Origin of the sequence: Mesorhizobium sp. LNHC209A00, assembly GCF_000502915.1 — a bacterium.
GTDB lineage: Bacteria > Pseudomonadota > Alphaproteobacteria > Rhizobiales > Rhizobiaceae > Mesorhizobium.
Map to the genome: position 1 here is coordinate 193,774 of NZ_AYWT01000008.1, position 15,610 is coordinate 209,383.

At 62.0% G+C, this 15,610-nt stretch carries 16 protein-coding genes; 12 read left to right on the forward strand and 4 right to left on the reverse strand.

Going from position 1 to position 15,610, the window contains the following annotated elements:
- Positions 1 to 140: 140 nt before the first annotated feature.
- Positions 141 to 293 (forward strand): hypothetical protein, encoded by a 153-nt coding sequence (locus tag X739_RS1000000168255; RefSeq protein ID WP_023783997.1) that lies wholly within the window; start codon positions 141 to 143, stop codon positions 291 to 293.
- A 66-nt stretch (positions 294 to 359) separates the two neighbouring features.
- On the opposite strand, the gene gyrA is transcribed toward X739_RS1000000168255, so the two are convergent.
- Both gyrA and X739_RS145615 read right to left on the reverse strand, forming a co-directional pair.
- On the reverse strand, positions 360 to 3,083 hold the full coding sequence (gene gyrA, locus X739_RS145620) for a DNA gyrase subunit A (protein WP_023795222.1): 2,724 nt from the start codon (positions 3,081 to 3,083) through the stop codon (positions 360 to 362).
- A gap of 235 nt (positions 3,084 to 3,318) precedes the next feature.
- A complete protein-coding gene (locus tag X739_RS145615) occupies positions 3,319 to 4,149 on the reverse strand; it encodes an AraC family transcriptional regulator (protein ID WP_023795223.1) in 831 nt (276 codons plus the stop codon).
- An 84-nt stretch (positions 4,150 to 4,233) separates the two neighbouring features.
- Here X739_RS145615 and X739_RS145610 point away from each other — a divergent pair, with 84 nt between their 5' ends.
- The 3 genes from X739_RS145610 to X739_RS145600 all read left to right on the forward strand — a co-directional run bounded on the left by X739_RS145610 (position 4,234) and on the right by X739_RS145600 (position 5,904).
- A complete protein-coding gene (locus X739_RS145610) occupies positions 4,234 to 4,767 on the forward strand; it encodes a hypothetical protein (RefSeq protein WP_023795224.1) in 534 nt (177 codons plus the stop codon).
- Between the two features lie 32 nt (positions 4,768 to 4,799).
- Complete coding sequence (locus X739_RS145605) at positions 4,800 to 5,192, forward strand: VOC family protein (RefSeq protein WP_023795225.1); 393 nt, start codon at positions 4,800 to 4,802, stop codon at positions 5,190 to 5,192.
- An 82-nt stretch (positions 5,193 to 5,274) separates the two neighbouring features.
- Positions 5,275 to 5,904: a MarC family protein gene (locus X739_RS145600; protein WP_023795226.1), complete on the forward strand. Its 630-nt coding sequence runs from the start codon at positions 5,275 to 5,277 to the stop codon at positions 5,902 to 5,904.
- Positions 5,905 to 5,921: 17 nt separating this feature from the next.
- On the opposite strand, the gene X739_RS145595 is transcribed toward X739_RS145600, so the two are convergent.
- A complete protein-coding gene (locus X739_RS145595; protein WP_023783993.1) occupies positions 5,922 to 6,347 on the reverse strand; it encodes an OsmC family protein in 426 nt (141 codons plus the stop codon).
- Positions 6,348 to 6,475: 128 nt separating this feature from the next.
- Positions 6,476 to 7,000, reverse strand: coding sequence for a single-stranded DNA-binding protein (locus X739_RS145590; protein WP_023773877.1), 525 nt, complete (start codon positions 6,998 to 7,000; stop codon positions 6,476 to 6,478).
- Positions 7,001 to 7,225: 225 nt separating this feature from the next.
- Between X739_RS145590 and X739_RS145585 the strand changes: the two genes are divergently transcribed.
- From X739_RS145585 to X739_RS145545, 8 genes are all read left to right on the forward strand, one after another.
- Entirely contained in the window at positions 7,226 to 7,540 is a 315-nt protein-coding gene (locus tag X739_RS145585; RefSeq protein ID WP_023773878.1) for a metalloregulator ArsR/SmtB family transcription factor, read from the forward strand.
- Positions 7,537 to 7,998, forward strand: a complete 462-nt coding sequence (locus X739_RS145580; protein ID WP_023795227.1) for an SRPBCC domain-containing protein — start codon at positions 7,537 to 7,539, stop codon at positions 7,996 to 7,998. The genes X739_RS145585 and X739_RS145580 overlap by 4 nt, the downstream gene beginning before the upstream one ends.
- 24 nt (positions 7,999 to 8,022) lie before the next feature.
- Positions 8,023 to 8,628: an ATP-dependent Clp protease proteolytic subunit gene (locus X739_RS145575; protein WP_023773880.1), complete on the forward strand. Its 606-nt coding sequence runs from the start codon at positions 8,023 to 8,025 to the stop codon at positions 8,626 to 8,628.
- Between the two features lie 65 nt (positions 8,629 to 8,693).
- The gene (locus tag X739_RS145570) at positions 8,694 to 8,993 is read left to right on the forward strand and encodes a hypothetical protein (protein WP_023783992.1); all 300 of its coding nucleotides are present in this window, start codon (positions 8,694 to 8,696) and stop codon (positions 8,991 to 8,993) included.
- Between the two features lie 696 nt (positions 8,994 to 9,689).
- Positions 9,690 to 12,611, forward strand: a complete 2,922-nt coding sequence (gene uvrA / locus X739_RS145565) for an excinuclease ABC subunit UvrA (RefSeq protein ID WP_023795228.1) — start codon at positions 9,690 to 9,692, stop codon at positions 12,609 to 12,611.
- Positions 12,611 to 13,117 carry a GNAT family N-acetyltransferase gene (locus X739_RS145560; protein WP_051410604.1) on the forward strand — a complete coding sequence of 169 codons (507 nt, stop codon included), beginning with the start codon at positions 12,611 to 12,613 and terminating at the stop codon, positions 13,115 to 13,117. Before uvrA ends, X739_RS145560 begins: the two co-directional genes overlap by 1 nt.
- A gap of 592 nt (positions 13,118 to 13,709) precedes the next feature.
- Positions 13,710 to 14,678 carry a hypothetical protein gene (locus tag X739_RS145550; RefSeq protein WP_156939890.1) on the forward strand — a complete coding sequence of 323 codons (969 nt, stop codon included), beginning with the start codon at positions 13,710 to 13,712 and terminating at the stop codon, positions 14,676 to 14,678.
- Positions 14,675 to 15,481, forward strand: coding sequence for a DUF72 domain-containing protein (locus tag X739_RS145545; protein ID WP_023773885.1), 807 nt, complete (start codon positions 14,675 to 14,677; stop codon positions 15,479 to 15,481). Before X739_RS145550 ends, X739_RS145545 begins: the two co-directional genes overlap by 4 nt.
- Positions 15,482 to 15,610: the final 129 nt, after the last annotated feature.

The following is a 15,610-nucleotide window of genomic DNA, read 5'->3' on the forward strand; positions in this document are numbered from 1 at the left end:
GCCCATGAACCTTTTCGGCACATGAACGACAGATGAACAGCTGATCACGAAGCCTTCACGCAGCGTTCACTAGGCTGCACCCTTAATAAGATGAAACCAAAGTCCCATATCTCCGTTGTAAGGCGCAGGAGAACACGCACATGCTGATCTACATGCTCGCCACCGCAATGACCGTCGCCATGCTGATCGCCACGCTATTTGGGCTGCATCAGGAAGCACAGCGCATCCGCGTCAAGGCCACCACCAAACGCTTCGAAGGCTTTGGCCTGCGCAAGCCGTATCGCCACTATTAAGACAGTCCGCACTTGCTGCCGCGCCGGCCGACAGGCCGGCGTTGCTATGTCAAATCTACTCCAGGACTATTCGGCGTTATCCGGACCGCTGTCAGTCGAATCCGACCCCGCGCCACCCTCGACGGCCTCTTCCACTTCCTCGTCCGATTGCGGCTCCGAAATCCGCTCGACCGAAACCACCTTTTCACCTTCAGCCGTATTGAAGATCGTCACGCCCTTGGTGGCGCGGCTNCCGACCGGGAAGGTCGCCACCAGCTGGCCGATTTCGGCCGCCTTCGACACGTCGGTGGCGCGGATGCCCTTGCCGCCGCGGCCGGTCAGGCGGAAATCGTAGGACGATGAGCGCTTGCCGTATCCATATTCGGTCACCGTCAGCACGTACTGCTCATGCGCCTTGAGGAATTCGTAGCGGTCGTCCGGAAGCTCCGTCTCCTCGCCGATCTCCTCATTGGTGAGCGCGATCTCTTCTTCCTCTCCGACCGTCTCGGCGGCAAACCGCCGCTCCAACGCCGCCCGCTTGAGGTAAGCAGCGCGTTCCGCCGGTGAAGCATTGACATGCTCGATCACCGACATGGAGATGATGCGGTCGGTTTCAGCCATGGTTATGCCGCGAACGCCGACCGAATTGCGGCTCTGGAAGACGCGCACGTCGCCGACGGAGAAGCGAATGCACTGACCCGAATTCGCCGTCAGAAGCACGTCGTCATTGTCGGTGCAGGTCTCGACGCCGAGAATTTCGTCGCCCTCCTCCTCCAGCTTCATGGCGATCTTGCCGTTGCGATTGACCTGGACGAAGTCGGACAATTTGTTGCGGCGCACGGTGCCGCGCGTTGTGGCGAACATCACGTCGAGATCGCCCCAGCTGGTCTCGTCCTCGGGCAGCGGCATGATGGTGGTGATGCGCTCGCCCTGCTCCAGCGGCAGCATGTTGATCAGGGCCTTGCCGCGTGACTGCGGGTTGCCGATCGGCAGCCGCCACACCTTTTCCTTGTAGACAATGCCGCGCGAGGAGAAGAACAGCACCGGCGTGTGTGTGTTGGCCACGAACAGCCGGGTGACGAAATCCTCTTCCTTGGTCGACATGCCGGAGCGGCCCTTGCCGCCGCGGCGCTGCGCTCGATAGAGCGACAGCGGCACGCGCTTGATGTAGCCGGAATGGCTCACCGTCACGACCATGTCCTCGCGCTGGATCAGATCCTCGTCTTCCATGTCCGCGCCGCCGTCGGTGAGCTCGGTGCGGCGTGGCGTGCCGAACTCGTCGCGCACGGCGGCGAGTTCGTCCTTGACGATCTGCTGAATACGCGCGCGCGACGACAGGATGTCGAGGTAGTCCTTGATCTCGTCGCCGATCGTATTCAACTCATCGGCGATTTCGTCGCGGCCAAGCGCGGTCAGGCGCTGCAGGCGCAGTTCGAGGATGGCGCGAGCCTGTTCCTCGGACAGATTGTAGGTGCCGTCCTCGTTGATACGGTGGCGCGGATCGTCGATGAGGAGGATCAGCGATTCAACGTCGCCCGAGGGCCAGCGCCGCTCCATCAATTGCTCGCGCGCCGTCTGCGGGTCCGGCGCGGTGCGGATCAGCTTGATGACCTCGTCGATGTTGGCGACGGCGATGGCAAGGCCAACCAACACATGGGCACGGTCCCGCGCCTTGCGCAGCAGGAACTTCGTCCGCCGGCTGATCACCTCCTCGCGGAAGGTGACGAACGCCTTCAGCATGTCGGTCAGGTTCAGCAGCTCCGGTTTGCCGCCGTTCAGAGCCACCATGTTGGCGCCGAAGGAGCTCTGCAGCGGCGTGAACCGGTAGAGCTGGTTGAGGACGACGTCGGCAACGGCGTCACGCTTGAGTTCGATGACGACGCGATAACCCTGACGGTCACTTTCGTCGCGTATATCGGAAATGCCCTCGACGCGCTTGTCGCGCACCAGTTCGGCCATCTTCTCGATCATCGAGGCCTTGTTCACCTGGTAGGGAACCTCGGTGATGATGATCGACTCGCGGTCATTGCCGCGCTGCTCTATGTTGACCTTGCCGCGCATGACGATGGAGCCGCGGCCGGTGGAATAGGCGCTGTAGATGCCGGAGCGGCCAAGCACGATACCGCCGGTCGGGAAATCGGGGCCTGGAATGATTTCCATCAGCGCCGGCAGGTCGATCGCCGGATTGTCAATGACGGCGATGGCGGCGTTGCAGACTTCACCGAGATTGTGCGGCGGAATGTTGGTGGCCATGCCGACGGCAATGCCGCCCGAACCGTTGACCAGCAGATTGGGAAAGCGCGCCGGCAGAACCTTCGGCTCGGTGTCCGAAGCATCATAGGTGTCCTGGAAATCGACGGTATCCTTGTCGATATCCTCCAACAGCTCGTGCGCGACCTTGGTCAGGCGCGATTCGGTGTAGCGCATCGCCGCAGGCGGATCGCCGTCGATCGAACCGAAATTGCCCTGCCCATCGATCAACGGCACGCGCAGCGACCAGTCCTGCGCCATGCGCACCAAGGCGTCATAGATCGAGGCGTCGCCATGCGGATGGTATTTACCCATCACGTCGGCGACGGGGCGCGCCGATTTCACATATTTGCGATTCCAGTGATAGCCGCTCTCATGGGCGGCGTAGAGGATGCGACGGTGCACCGGCTTCAGGCCGTCGCGCACATCGGGCAGCGCACGGCTGACAATCACGCTCATGGCGTAATCGAGATAGGAGCGCTGCATCTCCTCGATAATGGATATCGGCTCGATGCCGCTGGGGCCGCCGTCTGTGCCGCGCGGTGTCTTCTGGTCGGTCAAATCGGATCACAATCTAATCAGGAATCACTCGCTGCTTATATAGGAAGCGAGGCCGAAACTCCAATGTCCGGGGCACTTTTCCAGTGTCAATTTTAGCGGTAATTTCAAATGGATACCACTGATTGCGACGATATGGCCACAACCCTTTCGCCGCCAGCACGGCAAAAGCCGCCAATGGACCGTTTTCCCCAGACGAACGCCGCGCGCGCGATCAATTGGAGCTCGTGGCAACTTTTCAGCGGCTGCCAACGCGCCCGGACCGATACCGGCCCGGCGTTTCACCCATGACGCGTCGAAACCGGCGATTGAAGGTCGACAGATCGTTGAAGCCGGCCTCGAAAGCAATTGTCGAGATGGCATCGTTGGACGTGCGCAATCGCACCGCCGCGCGATGCAACCGGGTCCTGAGCAGGTACTGATAGGGCGTCATGCCGGCGACCTGCCGGAAGGTGCGCAGGAAATGATAGGGACTGGTCGCGGTCTCATCCGCCAACGCTGGAAGCGAGACCGGTCCGTCGGAATCCAGTTCGATCCGCCTCATCGCCTCGGCAACCCTTTTCTGATCGCGGCGGCTTGGATCGCGACTGGCGTGCCTTGCGCCTGAGATTGTCGCCACGGCGGCACCTGCCATGCGCAGGGCGAGTTCCTCGAAGGCGCCTGCGTCGGCGATGTCGCGCGCGGCTTCCGCCTCGGCCAGCAGCGGTGCGATGGCGGGTAACGGCGGCAGCCGTGGCGTCTCGAAGGTCAGCTTCCCAGCGCCCGGTACGTCGGCGACGATCCGGTCCATATAGGCCGGCCCGAAATGGAAGGAGAGGCAACGGTCGCCGCTGCCATGCTCGTGCCCGCATTCGTAGCATGTGCCGGAATTGCCAAGGAGGAGGCTGCCTGGCGCGAGCATCGCGGTGCCTTGCTGTGCGCGATAGCGGAACGTGCCACCGGTGACCGCCGCGACGCAAAAATCTCGATGCACTTCCTCGAACGGCCGATCGCCGGCGCTGGCCGTGCAGATCACATCCGCCACATGCCAGCCAGGTCCGGATGCAAGGGTATTCGCGGTCGCCGTCATGGCCGAATATAGCAATTTTTCCCAAGCTCATAACCCCGCCGGCACCTATTGTTTGCGGTCTCCTGACAAGAAGAGGCCGCAGCCATGCTCGACCAATCCACATTTGCCGAAGCCTTGCACAGTCCCGGACCGATCGACGGGCTTGCCGAAAAACTGAACCTTTACGGCCGCTTCGCGGGTGCCTGGACGTTTGACGCCGCGCGCCATCTCAAGGACGGGACGGTGCTGACCGGACGCGGCGAGGTGCATTTCGGCTGGGCGCTGGAAGGCCGCGCCATCCAGGACGTCTGGATCCTGCCCGCGCGTGACGCCGGCCCCTCGCGATCGCTCGGCAGATGGACCTTTTACGGCACGACGCTGCGAGTCTATGACCCCGGAGTCGATGCCTGGCACATCTTCTGGAGCGACCCGCGCAACCAGTATTTCAGCCGCCAGCTCGGCCGCGCCGAAGGCGACACGATCGTGCAGGTCGGCGCCGACGGCACCGGTTCGTCGGTACGCTGGAGCTTTTCGCGCATCACCGAGAATTCCTTCCGATGGCTCGGCGAGCGCTCGCATGACGGCGTGGACTGGCGCATGGAGGTCGAGTTCCTGGCGCATCGTCAATCTAAAAGATGACATCACAACCCTTTGTATTAAAGGAGAAAACCATGTTCGATCCTATCTCGATCGGCGTTCGCGACGTCACCGCCTCCAAACGTTTCTACGATGCCGCGCTGGGGCCCCTCGGCTTCACTTGCGTCAGCCAATCGCCTGCCTCGCTCGGCTATGGTGTCCAGGCTGTCGCGCTCCAGGCTGTCGCGCTATGGGTTAACGAGGCGGCGCGCCCGGTGCCGGCGGACGAGAGATCCGGCCTGCATTTCTGCTTCGCCGCGCCGACACGGGATAGCGTCGTTGCCTTTCATGCCGGGGCGCTGCGCGAAGGCGGCAGCGACAATGGCGCACCGGGCCTGCGCGCCGATTATGGCGAGAACTATGACGCGGCCTTCGTCGTCCATCCGGACGGTTATCGCCTGGAGGCCTGTTGCGGCGCTGCCGCCTAACCTGCGGTTCTGACTGTTCCCACCGACCGGGGTTTGCTCTACCAGTGTGGGTACGGGCTTGGCCCGGCGGGAGGGGTCAGCAATGCCGAGTTTCGACAGCCTGTTCAATGCCTTCGTCACCATTCTCGTGACCATCGATCCGCCTGGGCTGGCGCCTCTGTTCCTGGCCGTGACGCGCGGCATGAACCGCGAGGAGCGCAGCCAGGTTTCCGTGCGCGCCTCGGTCATCGGTTTTCTGGTGATGGCGCTGTTTGCGGTGGCCGGGGCGTCGATCCTGTCGGTGTTCGGCATCACCCTGCCCGCGTTCCGGGTCGCCGGCGGGTTCCTGCTGTTCTTCATCGCCTTCGAAATGGTGTTCGAGCGCCGGCAGGACCGCAAGGAAAAGATCGGCGATGTCGCCATCACCAAGGACATGATTCACAACATCGCCGCCTTCCCCCTGGCGATCCCGCTGATCGCCGGTCCCGGCGCGATTTCAGCGACGGTGCTGCTCTCCGGCTCGTTTCAGGGTTTTGCGGCGCAGGCGGCCCTGGTCGGCATCATTCTTGTCTGTCTCGTCATAACCTATCTGGTCTTCGTGCTGTCGGAACGCATCGACCGCATCCTCGGCCAGACCGGCCGCTCGATCCTGACCCGCCTGCTCGGGGTTATCCTGGCGGCACTGGCCGTGCAGTTCGTGGCAGATGGCATCAAGGCGCTGATGGCCGGTTGAGCGGTATACCTACGGCCCTATTTCGCCGTCGTATCGACGATCTCGAAATCATGCGTAATCGTGGCTGTCTTGGCCATCATGGCGGAAGCCGAGCAGTATTTGTCGATCGACAGGTCGATCGCGCGTTTCACCTTGTCGGGCGACAACGCACGGCCCTTGATGATGAAATGCATATGGATCCGGGTGAACACTTTCGGGTCGGTCTCGGCGCGGTCGGCGTCGAGTTCGATCACGCAGTCCTCGACCGCCTCGCGGCCCTTTTCGAGGATATGGACGACATCATAAGCCGAGCAGCCGCCGGTGCCGATCAGCACCAGCTCCATCGGGCTCGGTCCCGGCGTCTTGCCTTCCGGGCTTGACGCCGTGCCCAGCACGACCTTGTGACCGCTGCCGGACTCGCCGACGAAGGTGCGCTCCTCGACCCATTTTACCCGTGCCTTCATCGCCAGTCCTCTTTACGTCTCCGATCGCGCCAAGGTCAGTTCAAAACCACCATGCAAAACCCCGAAAGTCCATGCGGACCCTCGGGGCATATCAAGCAAAGGTATTCGCTATTTGGTACGGCTTTCGATCAGAATGGAATTTCGTCGTCCAATTCGCGCGACGAACCACCGCCACCGCCGCCTCTGGGAGCGTTGCCGCCACCGCGGTTGAACCCTTCGTTCGGGCTCGACTGGCCGAAATCGGAACCACGGCTGCTGCCGCCACCGCTGTAGCCGCCAACCTGACCGCCCTCACCCTGGCCACGCGCATCGAGCATCTGCAACTCGCCGCGGAATTTCTGCAGCACGACTTCGGTCGTATATTTGTCGGCACCGGTCTGGTCCTGCCATTTGCGCGTCTGCAGCTGGCCCTCGACATAGACCTTCATACCCTTCTTCAGATACTGCTCGGCCACCTTGGCGATGCCCTCATTGAAGATGACGACGTTATGCCACTCGGTCTTTTCCTTGCGCTCGCCGGAATTCTTGTCGCGCCAGCTTTCCGACGTCGCGATGCGAATGTTGACGACCGGCTCGCCCGAGTTCAGGCGGCGGATTTCAGGGTCAGCGCCGAGATTGCCGACCAGAATGACCTTGTTGACGCTACCCGCCATGATATTTCTCCGCGCTATCCGAAAAAAATTTTTGTCGCAGCACCTTACAGGCTACGCACGTCAGCCGCTTGCCAAGGCTGGCTTTTCCCACAACGTTTTTGTTCCCTTTTCGTTCCTATATGCACCGCCCCCGATTGTCAAGGAATGGCAGCAATACCCGAGCGATGCATATGGGTCTCAAAACACCGCTTGCCAACTCGATAAGTATCGACTTATGCTTTTGTCATGATCGAAGCAGAGATTTTCCGCGCCTTGGCCGACCCGACACGCCGTGCTGTCTTCGAGCGTCTCGCCACAAGTGAGATGAGTGTGTCGGAATTGCGCAACGGCCTGACGGTGTCGCAGCCGGCGGTGTCGCAGCATCTGGCGGTGCTGCGGGGCGCCGGCCTCGTGGTCGAGCGACGGGCCGGCCGCAACGCCTATTATCGTGCGGATCCGCGGGGGCTTGCCCCGCTGCTCTCATGGATCGAACGCTACCGTACCTTCTGGCCGGAGCGCATCGAAAGGCTGAAGACGGTTTTGAAGGACATGGATCAATGAAAAGCCAAAGCGAAGTCTCTCCCGATGCGATCGAGTTCGAATACGATCTTGCCGAGCCGCCGGAAAAGGTTTGGCGGGCGCTTACCGTGCCGGAACTGCTCGCCGCCTGGATGATGCCCAACGACATCAGGCCGCAGACCGGCAGCCGCTTTGCCTTCGCCGGTCAAGACGCGGCGATCGAATGCGAGATTCTCGATGCCGAGCCCGAGCGCCTGCTGCGCTATTCCTGGCACGAGAAGTCGGACGATGCCGCGCACCCACTCGACAGCACCGTCACCTTCACACTCGCCCGTACCGTTTCCGGCGGCACGCATCTGCGCATCGTCCATGACGGCTTTGCTCGCAAGGCGATGCCGGCCGTGGCCATGGCGGGGGCCGGCTGCCGGCTTTCGCTGCGCGGGGCCGGAACGCCTATAGCCGCGAACACACCACGCCTTCTGCTGCTGCACGCGGCCTGAACACGGAAAATTGGAGACAGAAAAATGAGCGGTGTTGCCAGTCTTGTGCCGATGGTAATCGAGCAATCGAGCCGCGGCGAACGCGCATTCGACATTTTTTCGCGGCTGCTGCGCGAGCGCATCGTCTTCGTCAACGGCGAGATCAACGACGACGTCTCGGCGCTGGTCTGCGCGCAGCTTTTGTCGCTGGAGTCGGACAATCCCGAGAAGGAGATCTCGCTCTACATCAACTCGCCGGGCGGCATGGTGACCAGCGGCTTCGCCATCTACGACACGATGCAGTATATCAGTTGCCCGGTGTCGACCGTGTGCATGGGCTTTGCGGCATCGATGGGATCGTTCCTGCTGATGGCTGGCACGGCCGGGCGCCGCATCGCACTGCCCAACGCCACTATCCTGCTGCATCAGCCGCTGGGCGGCTTCCAGGGCCAGGCTTCCGACATCCAGCGGCACGCCGAACGCATCGGCCAGACCAAACGCCACATGACCGAACTCTACGCCCAGCACTGCGGCCGCAGCTATGAAGACGTCGAGCGCACGCTCGACCGCGACCATTTCATGACCGCTCGCGAGGCCAAGGCCTGGGGCATTGTCGACCATGTGTTCGACACCCGCAAAAAGGCTGCGTAGCTGCTCGTCGAAGATTTGACGATCCCGCTCTGGTTCCGGTGGCGGCAGGCCCCTATAACAAGGGGATGACCGACACTAATCGATCAAGAACATCGCACCGTGTCACCGCCGCCTTGGTGCTTGCCATCGTTGGCCTCGTGTCCAGATCGGCACTTGCCGACGACGCCTCGTCGTCGGTCCGGAAAAGCGCCCTGCCCGGCGTAACCGGCGACTATCGCATCGCCAAGCCGGCCCCGGCGCCCGAACCCGACGACGCGTTCCCCAGCAGCGGCAACGGGCAGTTCAAGATCGGCAATACCGACGTCAGGATTTCCGGCAGCATCACCGTCGATGTCGGAGCTGGCGGGATCAAGCCACCGAGATAGGCAAAGATCGGGCCTACCAACTGGAGCCGCCCAAAAGAACAGCCCCGCCGTGCCTTGGCAAACGGACGGGGCTTTTCTGGATCTCAAATCCATTTTTTGCCGGGAGTGTACTGCCGGCGTTTGATTTCGGATGCTTCGCGGCATTCAGCCGACGATCCGACTAGCAGTCTCTGATTTTCAGGGATACGGCAGGTCACGGTTTGTCGGGCGGCGAAAACGCCTGCCCTTGGCACTTATGCCTGCCGCGGCTCCAGTAACAACTGAAGCCCTGGGGGACTATCCGGTGGCGTCATGCTCCGCTCCTCTTGTCCGTTGCGACATTGTCGTCGTGAAGCGCAAATCGCAAATGCCTGCGGCGTCTCGCAGGCCGCCTTGGGGCGGCGAGGCCATCGATAGACGGCCGGCTTCGCTGACTTTCGAAGACTGCTCCCGTGCGTTGGCCGCGTCAACCATCAATAGCCGGTTACGGAAAAATGTGATCGCCGAGAGCCTACGTTCGGGTCAGTTTCCGCACAGCTTTGTCAGGAGCGTGTTCGGCCTTTGTTCTTTCCGCTTGCCCCCTCGCGCGAAAGGCGGTTAAACGACTTCTGTCGAGAATTGTGGCGTCTCTCGACGTGGCGGCAAAAATAACTACATACGGAATGGTCGGGGAAACCCGCCGATCCCACAAATCCAGATCCGAGGCGGCGACCTGACATGGCCGACCATAAATATCTTTCCATTCGCGGGGCGCGCGAACACAATCTGAAGAATGTCGATCTCGACCTGCCGCGTGACAGCTTGATCGTCATGACCGGCCTGTCGGGCTCCGGCAAATCGTCGCTCGCCTTCGACACCATCTATGCCGAAGGCCAGCGCCGCTATGTCGAGAGCCTCTCGGCCTATGCCCGGCAATTCCTCGAAATGATGCAGAAGCCGGACGTCGACCAGATCGACGGCCTGTCGCCGGCCATCTCGATCGAGCAGAAGACCACGTCGAAGAACCCGCGTTCCACGGTCGGCACCGTCACCGAGATCTACGACTATATGCGCCTTCTGTTTGCCCGCGTCGGCGTGCCCTATTCGCCGGCCACCGGCCTGCCGATCGAGAGCCAGACAGTCAGCCAGATGGTCGACCGGGTGCTGGCCGTCGAGGAAGGCACGCGCCTGTTCCTGCTGGCGCCCATCGTGCGCGGCCGCAAGGGCGAGTACCGCAAGGAACTGCTGGAGTTGCAGAAGAAGGGCTTCCAGCGCGTCAAGGTCGACGGCGTCTTCTATGAAATCGCCGATGTGCCGGCGCTGGACAAGAAATACAAGCACGACATCGATGTCGTCGTCGACCGCATCGTCGTGCGGGGCGACCTTGCCACAAGGCTTGCTGACTCCATCGAGACGGCATTGAAGCTGGCCGAGGGGCTGGCGGTGGCTGAGTTTGCCGACAAGCCGCTCGATGCCAGCCAGACTGGCGAGGATTCGGTCAACAAGTCGAAGAACGAGACGCATGAGCGCATCCTGTTCTCGGAAAAGTTCGCCTGCCCGGTCTCCGGCTTTACCATTCCGGAAATCGAGCCCAGGCTGTTCTCCTTCAACAACCCGTTTGGCGCCTGCCCGACCTGCGACGGTCTCGGCAGCCAGCGCGCCATCGACCCAAACCTTGTGGTGCCCGACGAGAACGTGTCGTTGCGCGACGGCGCCGTCAGCCCATGGGCGAAATCGACCTCGCCCTATTACTCGCAGACGCTCGAGGCATTGGGCAAGGCTTACGACTTCAAACTCGGCGACAAGTTCAAGGATCTTTCAACGTCGGCCCAGGAAGCGATCCTGCGCGGCACCGGCGAGCGCGAGATCACCTTCCAGTATGATGACGGCCTGCGCTCCTACAAGACGACCAAGACCTTCGAAGGCGTCATCCCCAATCTCGAGCGCCGCTGGAAGGAGACCGAATCCGCCTGGATGCGCGAAGAAATCGAGCGTTTCATGTCGGCAACGCCCTGCCCGGTCTGCAAGGGCTACCGGTTGAAGCCGGAGGCGCTGGCGGTGAAGATCGGCGGCAAACACATTGGCGAAGTGACGGAACAGTCGATCCGCAACGCCGACAAATGGTTCACCGACTTGCCGGCGCAGCTCAACGACAAGCAGAACGAGATCGCTGTCCGCGTCTTGAAGGAAATCCGCGAGCGTCTGCGTTTCCTCAACGATGTCGGGCTCGACTATCTCACCTTGTCGCGGAATTCCGGCACGCTGTCGGGTGGCGAAAGCCAGCGCATCCGGCTGGCCTCCCAGATCGGCTCGGGCCTGACCGGCGTGCTCTATGTGCTGGACGAGCCGTCGATCGGCCTGCACCAACGCGACAACACGCGCCTGCTCGATACGCTCAAGCACCTGCGCGACATCGGCAACACCGTGATCGTCGTCGAGCATGACGAGGACGCCATCCTGCATGCCGACTATGTCGTCGATATGGGTCCGGCCGCCGGCATCCATGGCGGCGAGATCATCGCCCAGGGCACGCCGCAGCAGGTGATGGCCAACCCCAATTCGATCACCGGCAAATATCTGTCGGGGGCGCTCGAAGTGGCAACGCCCGGCATGCGCCGCGAGGCGAAGAAAAACCGGCGGCTGAAGATCATCGGCGCGCGCGGCAACAATCTGAAGAACGTCACCGCCGAAATCCCGCTCGGCACCTTCACCGCCGTCACCGGCGTATCGGGCGGCGGCAAGTCGACCTTCCTGATCGAGACGCTGTTCAAGGCGGCCTCGCGCCGCATCATGGGTTCGCGCGAGCATCCGGCCGAGCATGACCGCATCGAGGGATTGGAGTTTCTCGACAAGGTCATCGACATCGACCAGTCGCCCATTGGGCGGACGCCGCGTTCGAACCCCGCCACCTATACCGGCGCCTTCACGCCGATCCGCGATTGGTTCGCCGGGCTACCGGAAGCGAAGGCGCGCGGCTATCAGCCGGGCCGCTTCTCCTTCAACGTCAAGGGCGGCCGCTGCGAGGCCTGCCAGGGCGACGGCGTCATCAAGATCGAGATGCACTTTTTGCCCGACGTCTACGTCACCTGCGACGTCTGCCATGGCAAGCGCTACAACAGGGAGACGCTCGACGTCCTGTTCAAGGGCAAGTCGATCGCCGACGTGCTCGACATGACCGTCGAGGAAGGCGTCGATTTCTTCGCCGCCGTGCCTGGCGTGCGCGACAAGCTGGAGACGCTGAAGCAGGTTGGGCTGGGCTACATCCACATCGGCCAGCAGGCGACGACGCTGTCCGGCGGTGAAGCGCAGCGCATCAAGCTCGCCAAGGAACTGTCGCGCAAGGCGACCGGCAAGACGCTCTACATCCTCGACGAACCGACGACCGGCCTGCATTTCCACGACGTCGCCAAGCTGTTGGAAGTGCTGCACGAACTGGTCGACCAAGGCAATACGGTGGTGGTCATCGAGCACAATCTCGAAGTGATAAAAACCGCCGACTGGGTGCTCGACCTCGGCCCCGAGGGCGGTGACGGCGGCGGCGAACTTGTCGCCTCGGGCACGCCGGAAGCGATCGTGCGCGAAAAGCGCAGCTACACCGGCCAGTTCCTCAAGGAGTTGCTGGAGCGTCGCCCCGGAGGCAAGCGCGAAGCGGCGGAGTGATGGGTAAGGATGATCCCATCACGATCCAGAGCAGCTTTGGCGTGAGGCTTGCCGGCCCCGAAGACCTCGCCGCGATCATCACGCTGACGCAAGCCGCCTACGCTCCCTACTCCGCTATACTCGACGCACCGCCGCTCCCGGTTACCGAGGATTATGCGCCGCGTATCGCCCAAGGCGAGGTCTGGCTGCTGGAGAGTGACGGCGAACTCGCCGGAGTGATCGCGCTGGAGCGGCATGAAGATCACGCGATGATTTTCTCCGTCGCGGTGTCGCCTGCCTTCCAGGGCAAGGGGTTCGGTATTGCATTGCTGAAACACGCCGACGAGCAGGCGCGGCAGTGCGGCCTGCCGGAGATACGGCTCTACACCAACGCGAAAATGGAACGCAACATCGCGCTCTATCTTGCTTATGGTTATCGCGAAACCGGTCGCCGGCCCAATCCCTACCGGCCAGGATGGGTGCTCGTCGACATGGCGAAGGCGTTCGACACAACCTCTGCGTCGTGATCGCTGTTGACTATCGGGGGGACGGCAATGAGCAATGATGGGGATATCCGGCCTGGCATGGACGGCCGGATTTTCGGTCCTTGGATCGTGGCCCCGGGAGAAACATCGTGACCACACGGGTTCTCATGATCGCGCTCGACGGAGCGGATGGAGCCTTGGTCGACCGGGCCAGCCAGGACGGTATGCTGCCCAGTCTCACCGCGTTGCGGGCACGTGGCAGGGTCAAATATCTGACCGCACATGCGGGCGCAACGGATGATGCGCTGTGGGCCTCGTTTCAATACGCGTCCGGGATGGGTGAACACGGTCGCTATCACTATGAGCAACGGCTGCGCAGCGGCAAATTCGGCTTGGCCTGCGCCGATGAGATCGACCGCGAGACCTTCTGGGAAACGGCGCCGGATCTCAGGATAGCCGTCTTCGACATTCCGAAATGCCGCCTCCCGCGACAGTTCAATGGCATCCATCTCGCCGACTGGCTTGTCCATGGACGTTATTTCCGCGCCCCCAAAGCTATCCGGCAGCGCTTGCCAATGACGTCGTCACGCTTTTCGGCGCAGCGCCGCCGAGCAGATGTGACCATGAAGGCCGATTGGACGACACCGAGGCCATGGCGGTCGTGGCCAATCTACGCCTTGCGGTCGCCCGGAAAGGTGCCGCCGCCCTGCACTATCTGGGCAGCGAAGCTTGGGATCTGTTCATTGTCGGGTTCAAGGAGGCTCACTGCGCCAGCCATGCACTTTGGGATCTCGTCGACGCAGCCGATCCGAAGTTCGACCCGGCCCGCAACAGTCGGCTCGGCGCCCCAATCGACATGATTCTTGGCGACATTGATCGAGCAATCGGCGATCTCGTCTCCTCAGCCGGCCCGGACACCGAGATCGTGGTCTTCTCGACGACTGAAATGCAGCCGAACGCTACGCTGGCTCACCTGATGCCAGCAATTGTCGACCGTATGAACCGCATTCTCGGTGAAACGCATTGGACTCGGTTTATGCGCAATGTCGTGAAAGCCAGGGACCAGCACTGGTGGCCGCTTTGCGAAATGCTGCCTTACAACGAGAACTGCACGGCTCTTCGCATCAATCCATCCGTGGTTTTCAAGGACGCTGGCATTGAGATCGAGCGATTGAGACTGCTCGACCAAATTGAGTTCCTCCTGATGGAATTGAGGGACGATCAGACCAGCCAGCCGGTGATCACGCTGATCGACAGGGCGGCTCTACAGCATGCCGGCACGCGCGCGACCGAACTGCCTGATCTCTTAGTGCATTATGGCGCTGGCTTGTGCCCGGGCGCGGTGCGCTCATCCAGACTCGGACGTATTGAAGCCAAGCCACCGGGATTGAGGCCCGGCAATCACGCCCCGGGCGGCTTCCTCATTGTCGTCGGGGACAAGCTCGATGCCTCGAAGGTCATCGGCATGCAGAACCTGGGGCCGATGGCAATGAGTGTCCTCAACGGTTCTGGTGGTTTAGCAACGGACAAGAGCGGGTTTGCCGGTTTCCTTGACCCTCGTGGGACGACCGCGCACATCAAGCGACAGGGAGAAATACAATGAGCAAATCGGGAACAATCCGCGCCGGCGTGGGCGGCTGGACCTTCGAACCCTGGGACACGTCCTTCTATCCCGAGAAACTGTCGAAGGCCAAGCAACTGCACTACGCCACCCGGCAGGTGCCGAGCATCGAGGTCAACGGCACTTATTATTCGAGTTTCAAGGAGCCGACCTTCGTCAAATGGGCCAACGAGGCGCCTGACAATTTCGTCTATTCGCTGAAAGGCAACCGGTTCGTCACCAACCGGCGCGTGCTGGGCGAGGCCGCTGAATCGATGATGCGTTTCCTGGGTTCCGGCGTTGCCGCGCTCGGCGACAAGCTGGGACCGATCCTATGGCAGTTCGCGCCGACCAAGAAGTTCGATCCGGACGATTTCGAGGCGTTTCTGAAGCTGCTGCCGGAAAAGCAGGACGGTGTCGCGCTGCGCCACGCGCTGGAGGTGCGCAACGACAGTTTCATCGTGCCGGAGTTCCCAGCGCTCGCCCGCAAGTACAAGGCGGCGGTCGTCTATGCCGACCATGCCAAATATCCTGACATCGCCGACATCACTGGCGATTTCATCTATGCGCGGCTGCAGACCGGCAGCGACGACAATCCTGATTGCTATACGCCAAAGGGCCTCGACGAATGGGCGGCGCGGGCCAAGGTCTGGGCGGTAGGCAAGCAGCCCGCCGATCTGCGGCGCGCCGACCCCGCCACCGACGCCCCGGTCCAGCCGCGCGACGTGTTCGTCTACTTCATCAGCGAGGGCAAGGTGCGGGCGCCGTTCGGGGCGATGGCATTGATGAAGCGGGTAGCCGACTGAAAAGGCGTCGGTCGGTTTCCAGCTACACACAGTAAGCACATAGCCTGTGCGTATTGAGCGTAGCAAAGCGCCTGTTCCTGGGCATCTTCGCCACGATCGTAACCTTATCGACACTTCCTTGCCGCATGA

Bases quoted from the DNA above. Each gene is read 5' to 3' on its own strand.
- X739_RS1000000168255 (WP_023783997.1), top strand. From the start codon at position 141: ATGCTGATCTACATGCTCGCCACCGCAATGACCGTCGCCATGCTGATC.
- X739_RS145615 (WP_023795223.1), bottom strand. From the start codon at position 4,149: ATGACGGCGACCGCGAATACCCTTGCATCCGGACCTGGCTGGCATGTG.
- X739_RS145610 (WP_023795224.1), top strand. From the start codon at position 4,234: ATGCTCGACCAATCCACATTTGCCGAAGCCTTGCACAGTCCCGGACCG.
- X739_RS145605 (WP_023795225.1), top strand. From the start codon at position 4,800: ATGTTCGATCCTATCTCGATCGGCGTTCGCGACGTCACCGCCTCCAAA.
- X739_RS145600 (WP_023795226.1), top strand. From the start codon at position 5,275: ATGCCGAGTTTCGACAGCCTGTTCAATGCCTTCGTCACCATTCTCGTG.
- X739_RS145595 (WP_023783993.1), bottom strand. From the start codon at position 6,347: ATGAAGGCACGGGTAAAATGGGTCGAGGAGCGCACCTTCGTCGGCGAG.
- X739_RS145590 (WP_023773877.1), bottom strand. From the start codon at position 7,000: ATGGCGGGTAGCGTCAACAAGGTCATTCTGGTCGGCAATCTCGGCGCT.
- X739_RS145585 (WP_023773878.1), top strand. From the start codon at position 7,226: ATGATCGAAGCAGAGATTTTCCGCGCCTTGGCCGACCCGACACGCCGT.
- X739_RS145580 (WP_023795227.1), top strand. From the start codon at position 7,537: ATGAAAAGCCAAAGCGAAGTCTCTCCCGATGCGATCGAGTTCGAATAC.
- X739_RS145575 (WP_023773880.1), top strand. From the start codon at position 8,023: ATGAGCGGTGTTGCCAGTCTTGTGCCGATGGTAATCGAGCAATCGAGC.
- X739_RS145570 (WP_023783992.1), top strand. From the start codon at position 8,694: ATGACCGACACTAATCGATCAAGAACATCGCACCGTGTCACCGCCGCC.
- uvrA (WP_023795228.1), top strand. From the start codon at position 9,690: ATGGCCGACCATAAATATCTTTCCATTCGCGGGGCGCGCGAACACAAT.
- X739_RS145560 (WP_051410604.1), top strand. From the start codon at position 12,611: ATGGGTAAGGATGATCCCATCACGATCCAGAGCAGCTTTGGCGTGAGG.
- X739_RS145545 (WP_023773885.1), top strand. From the start codon at position 14,675: ATGAGCAAATCGGGAACAATCCGCGCCGGCGTGGGCGGCTGGACCTTC.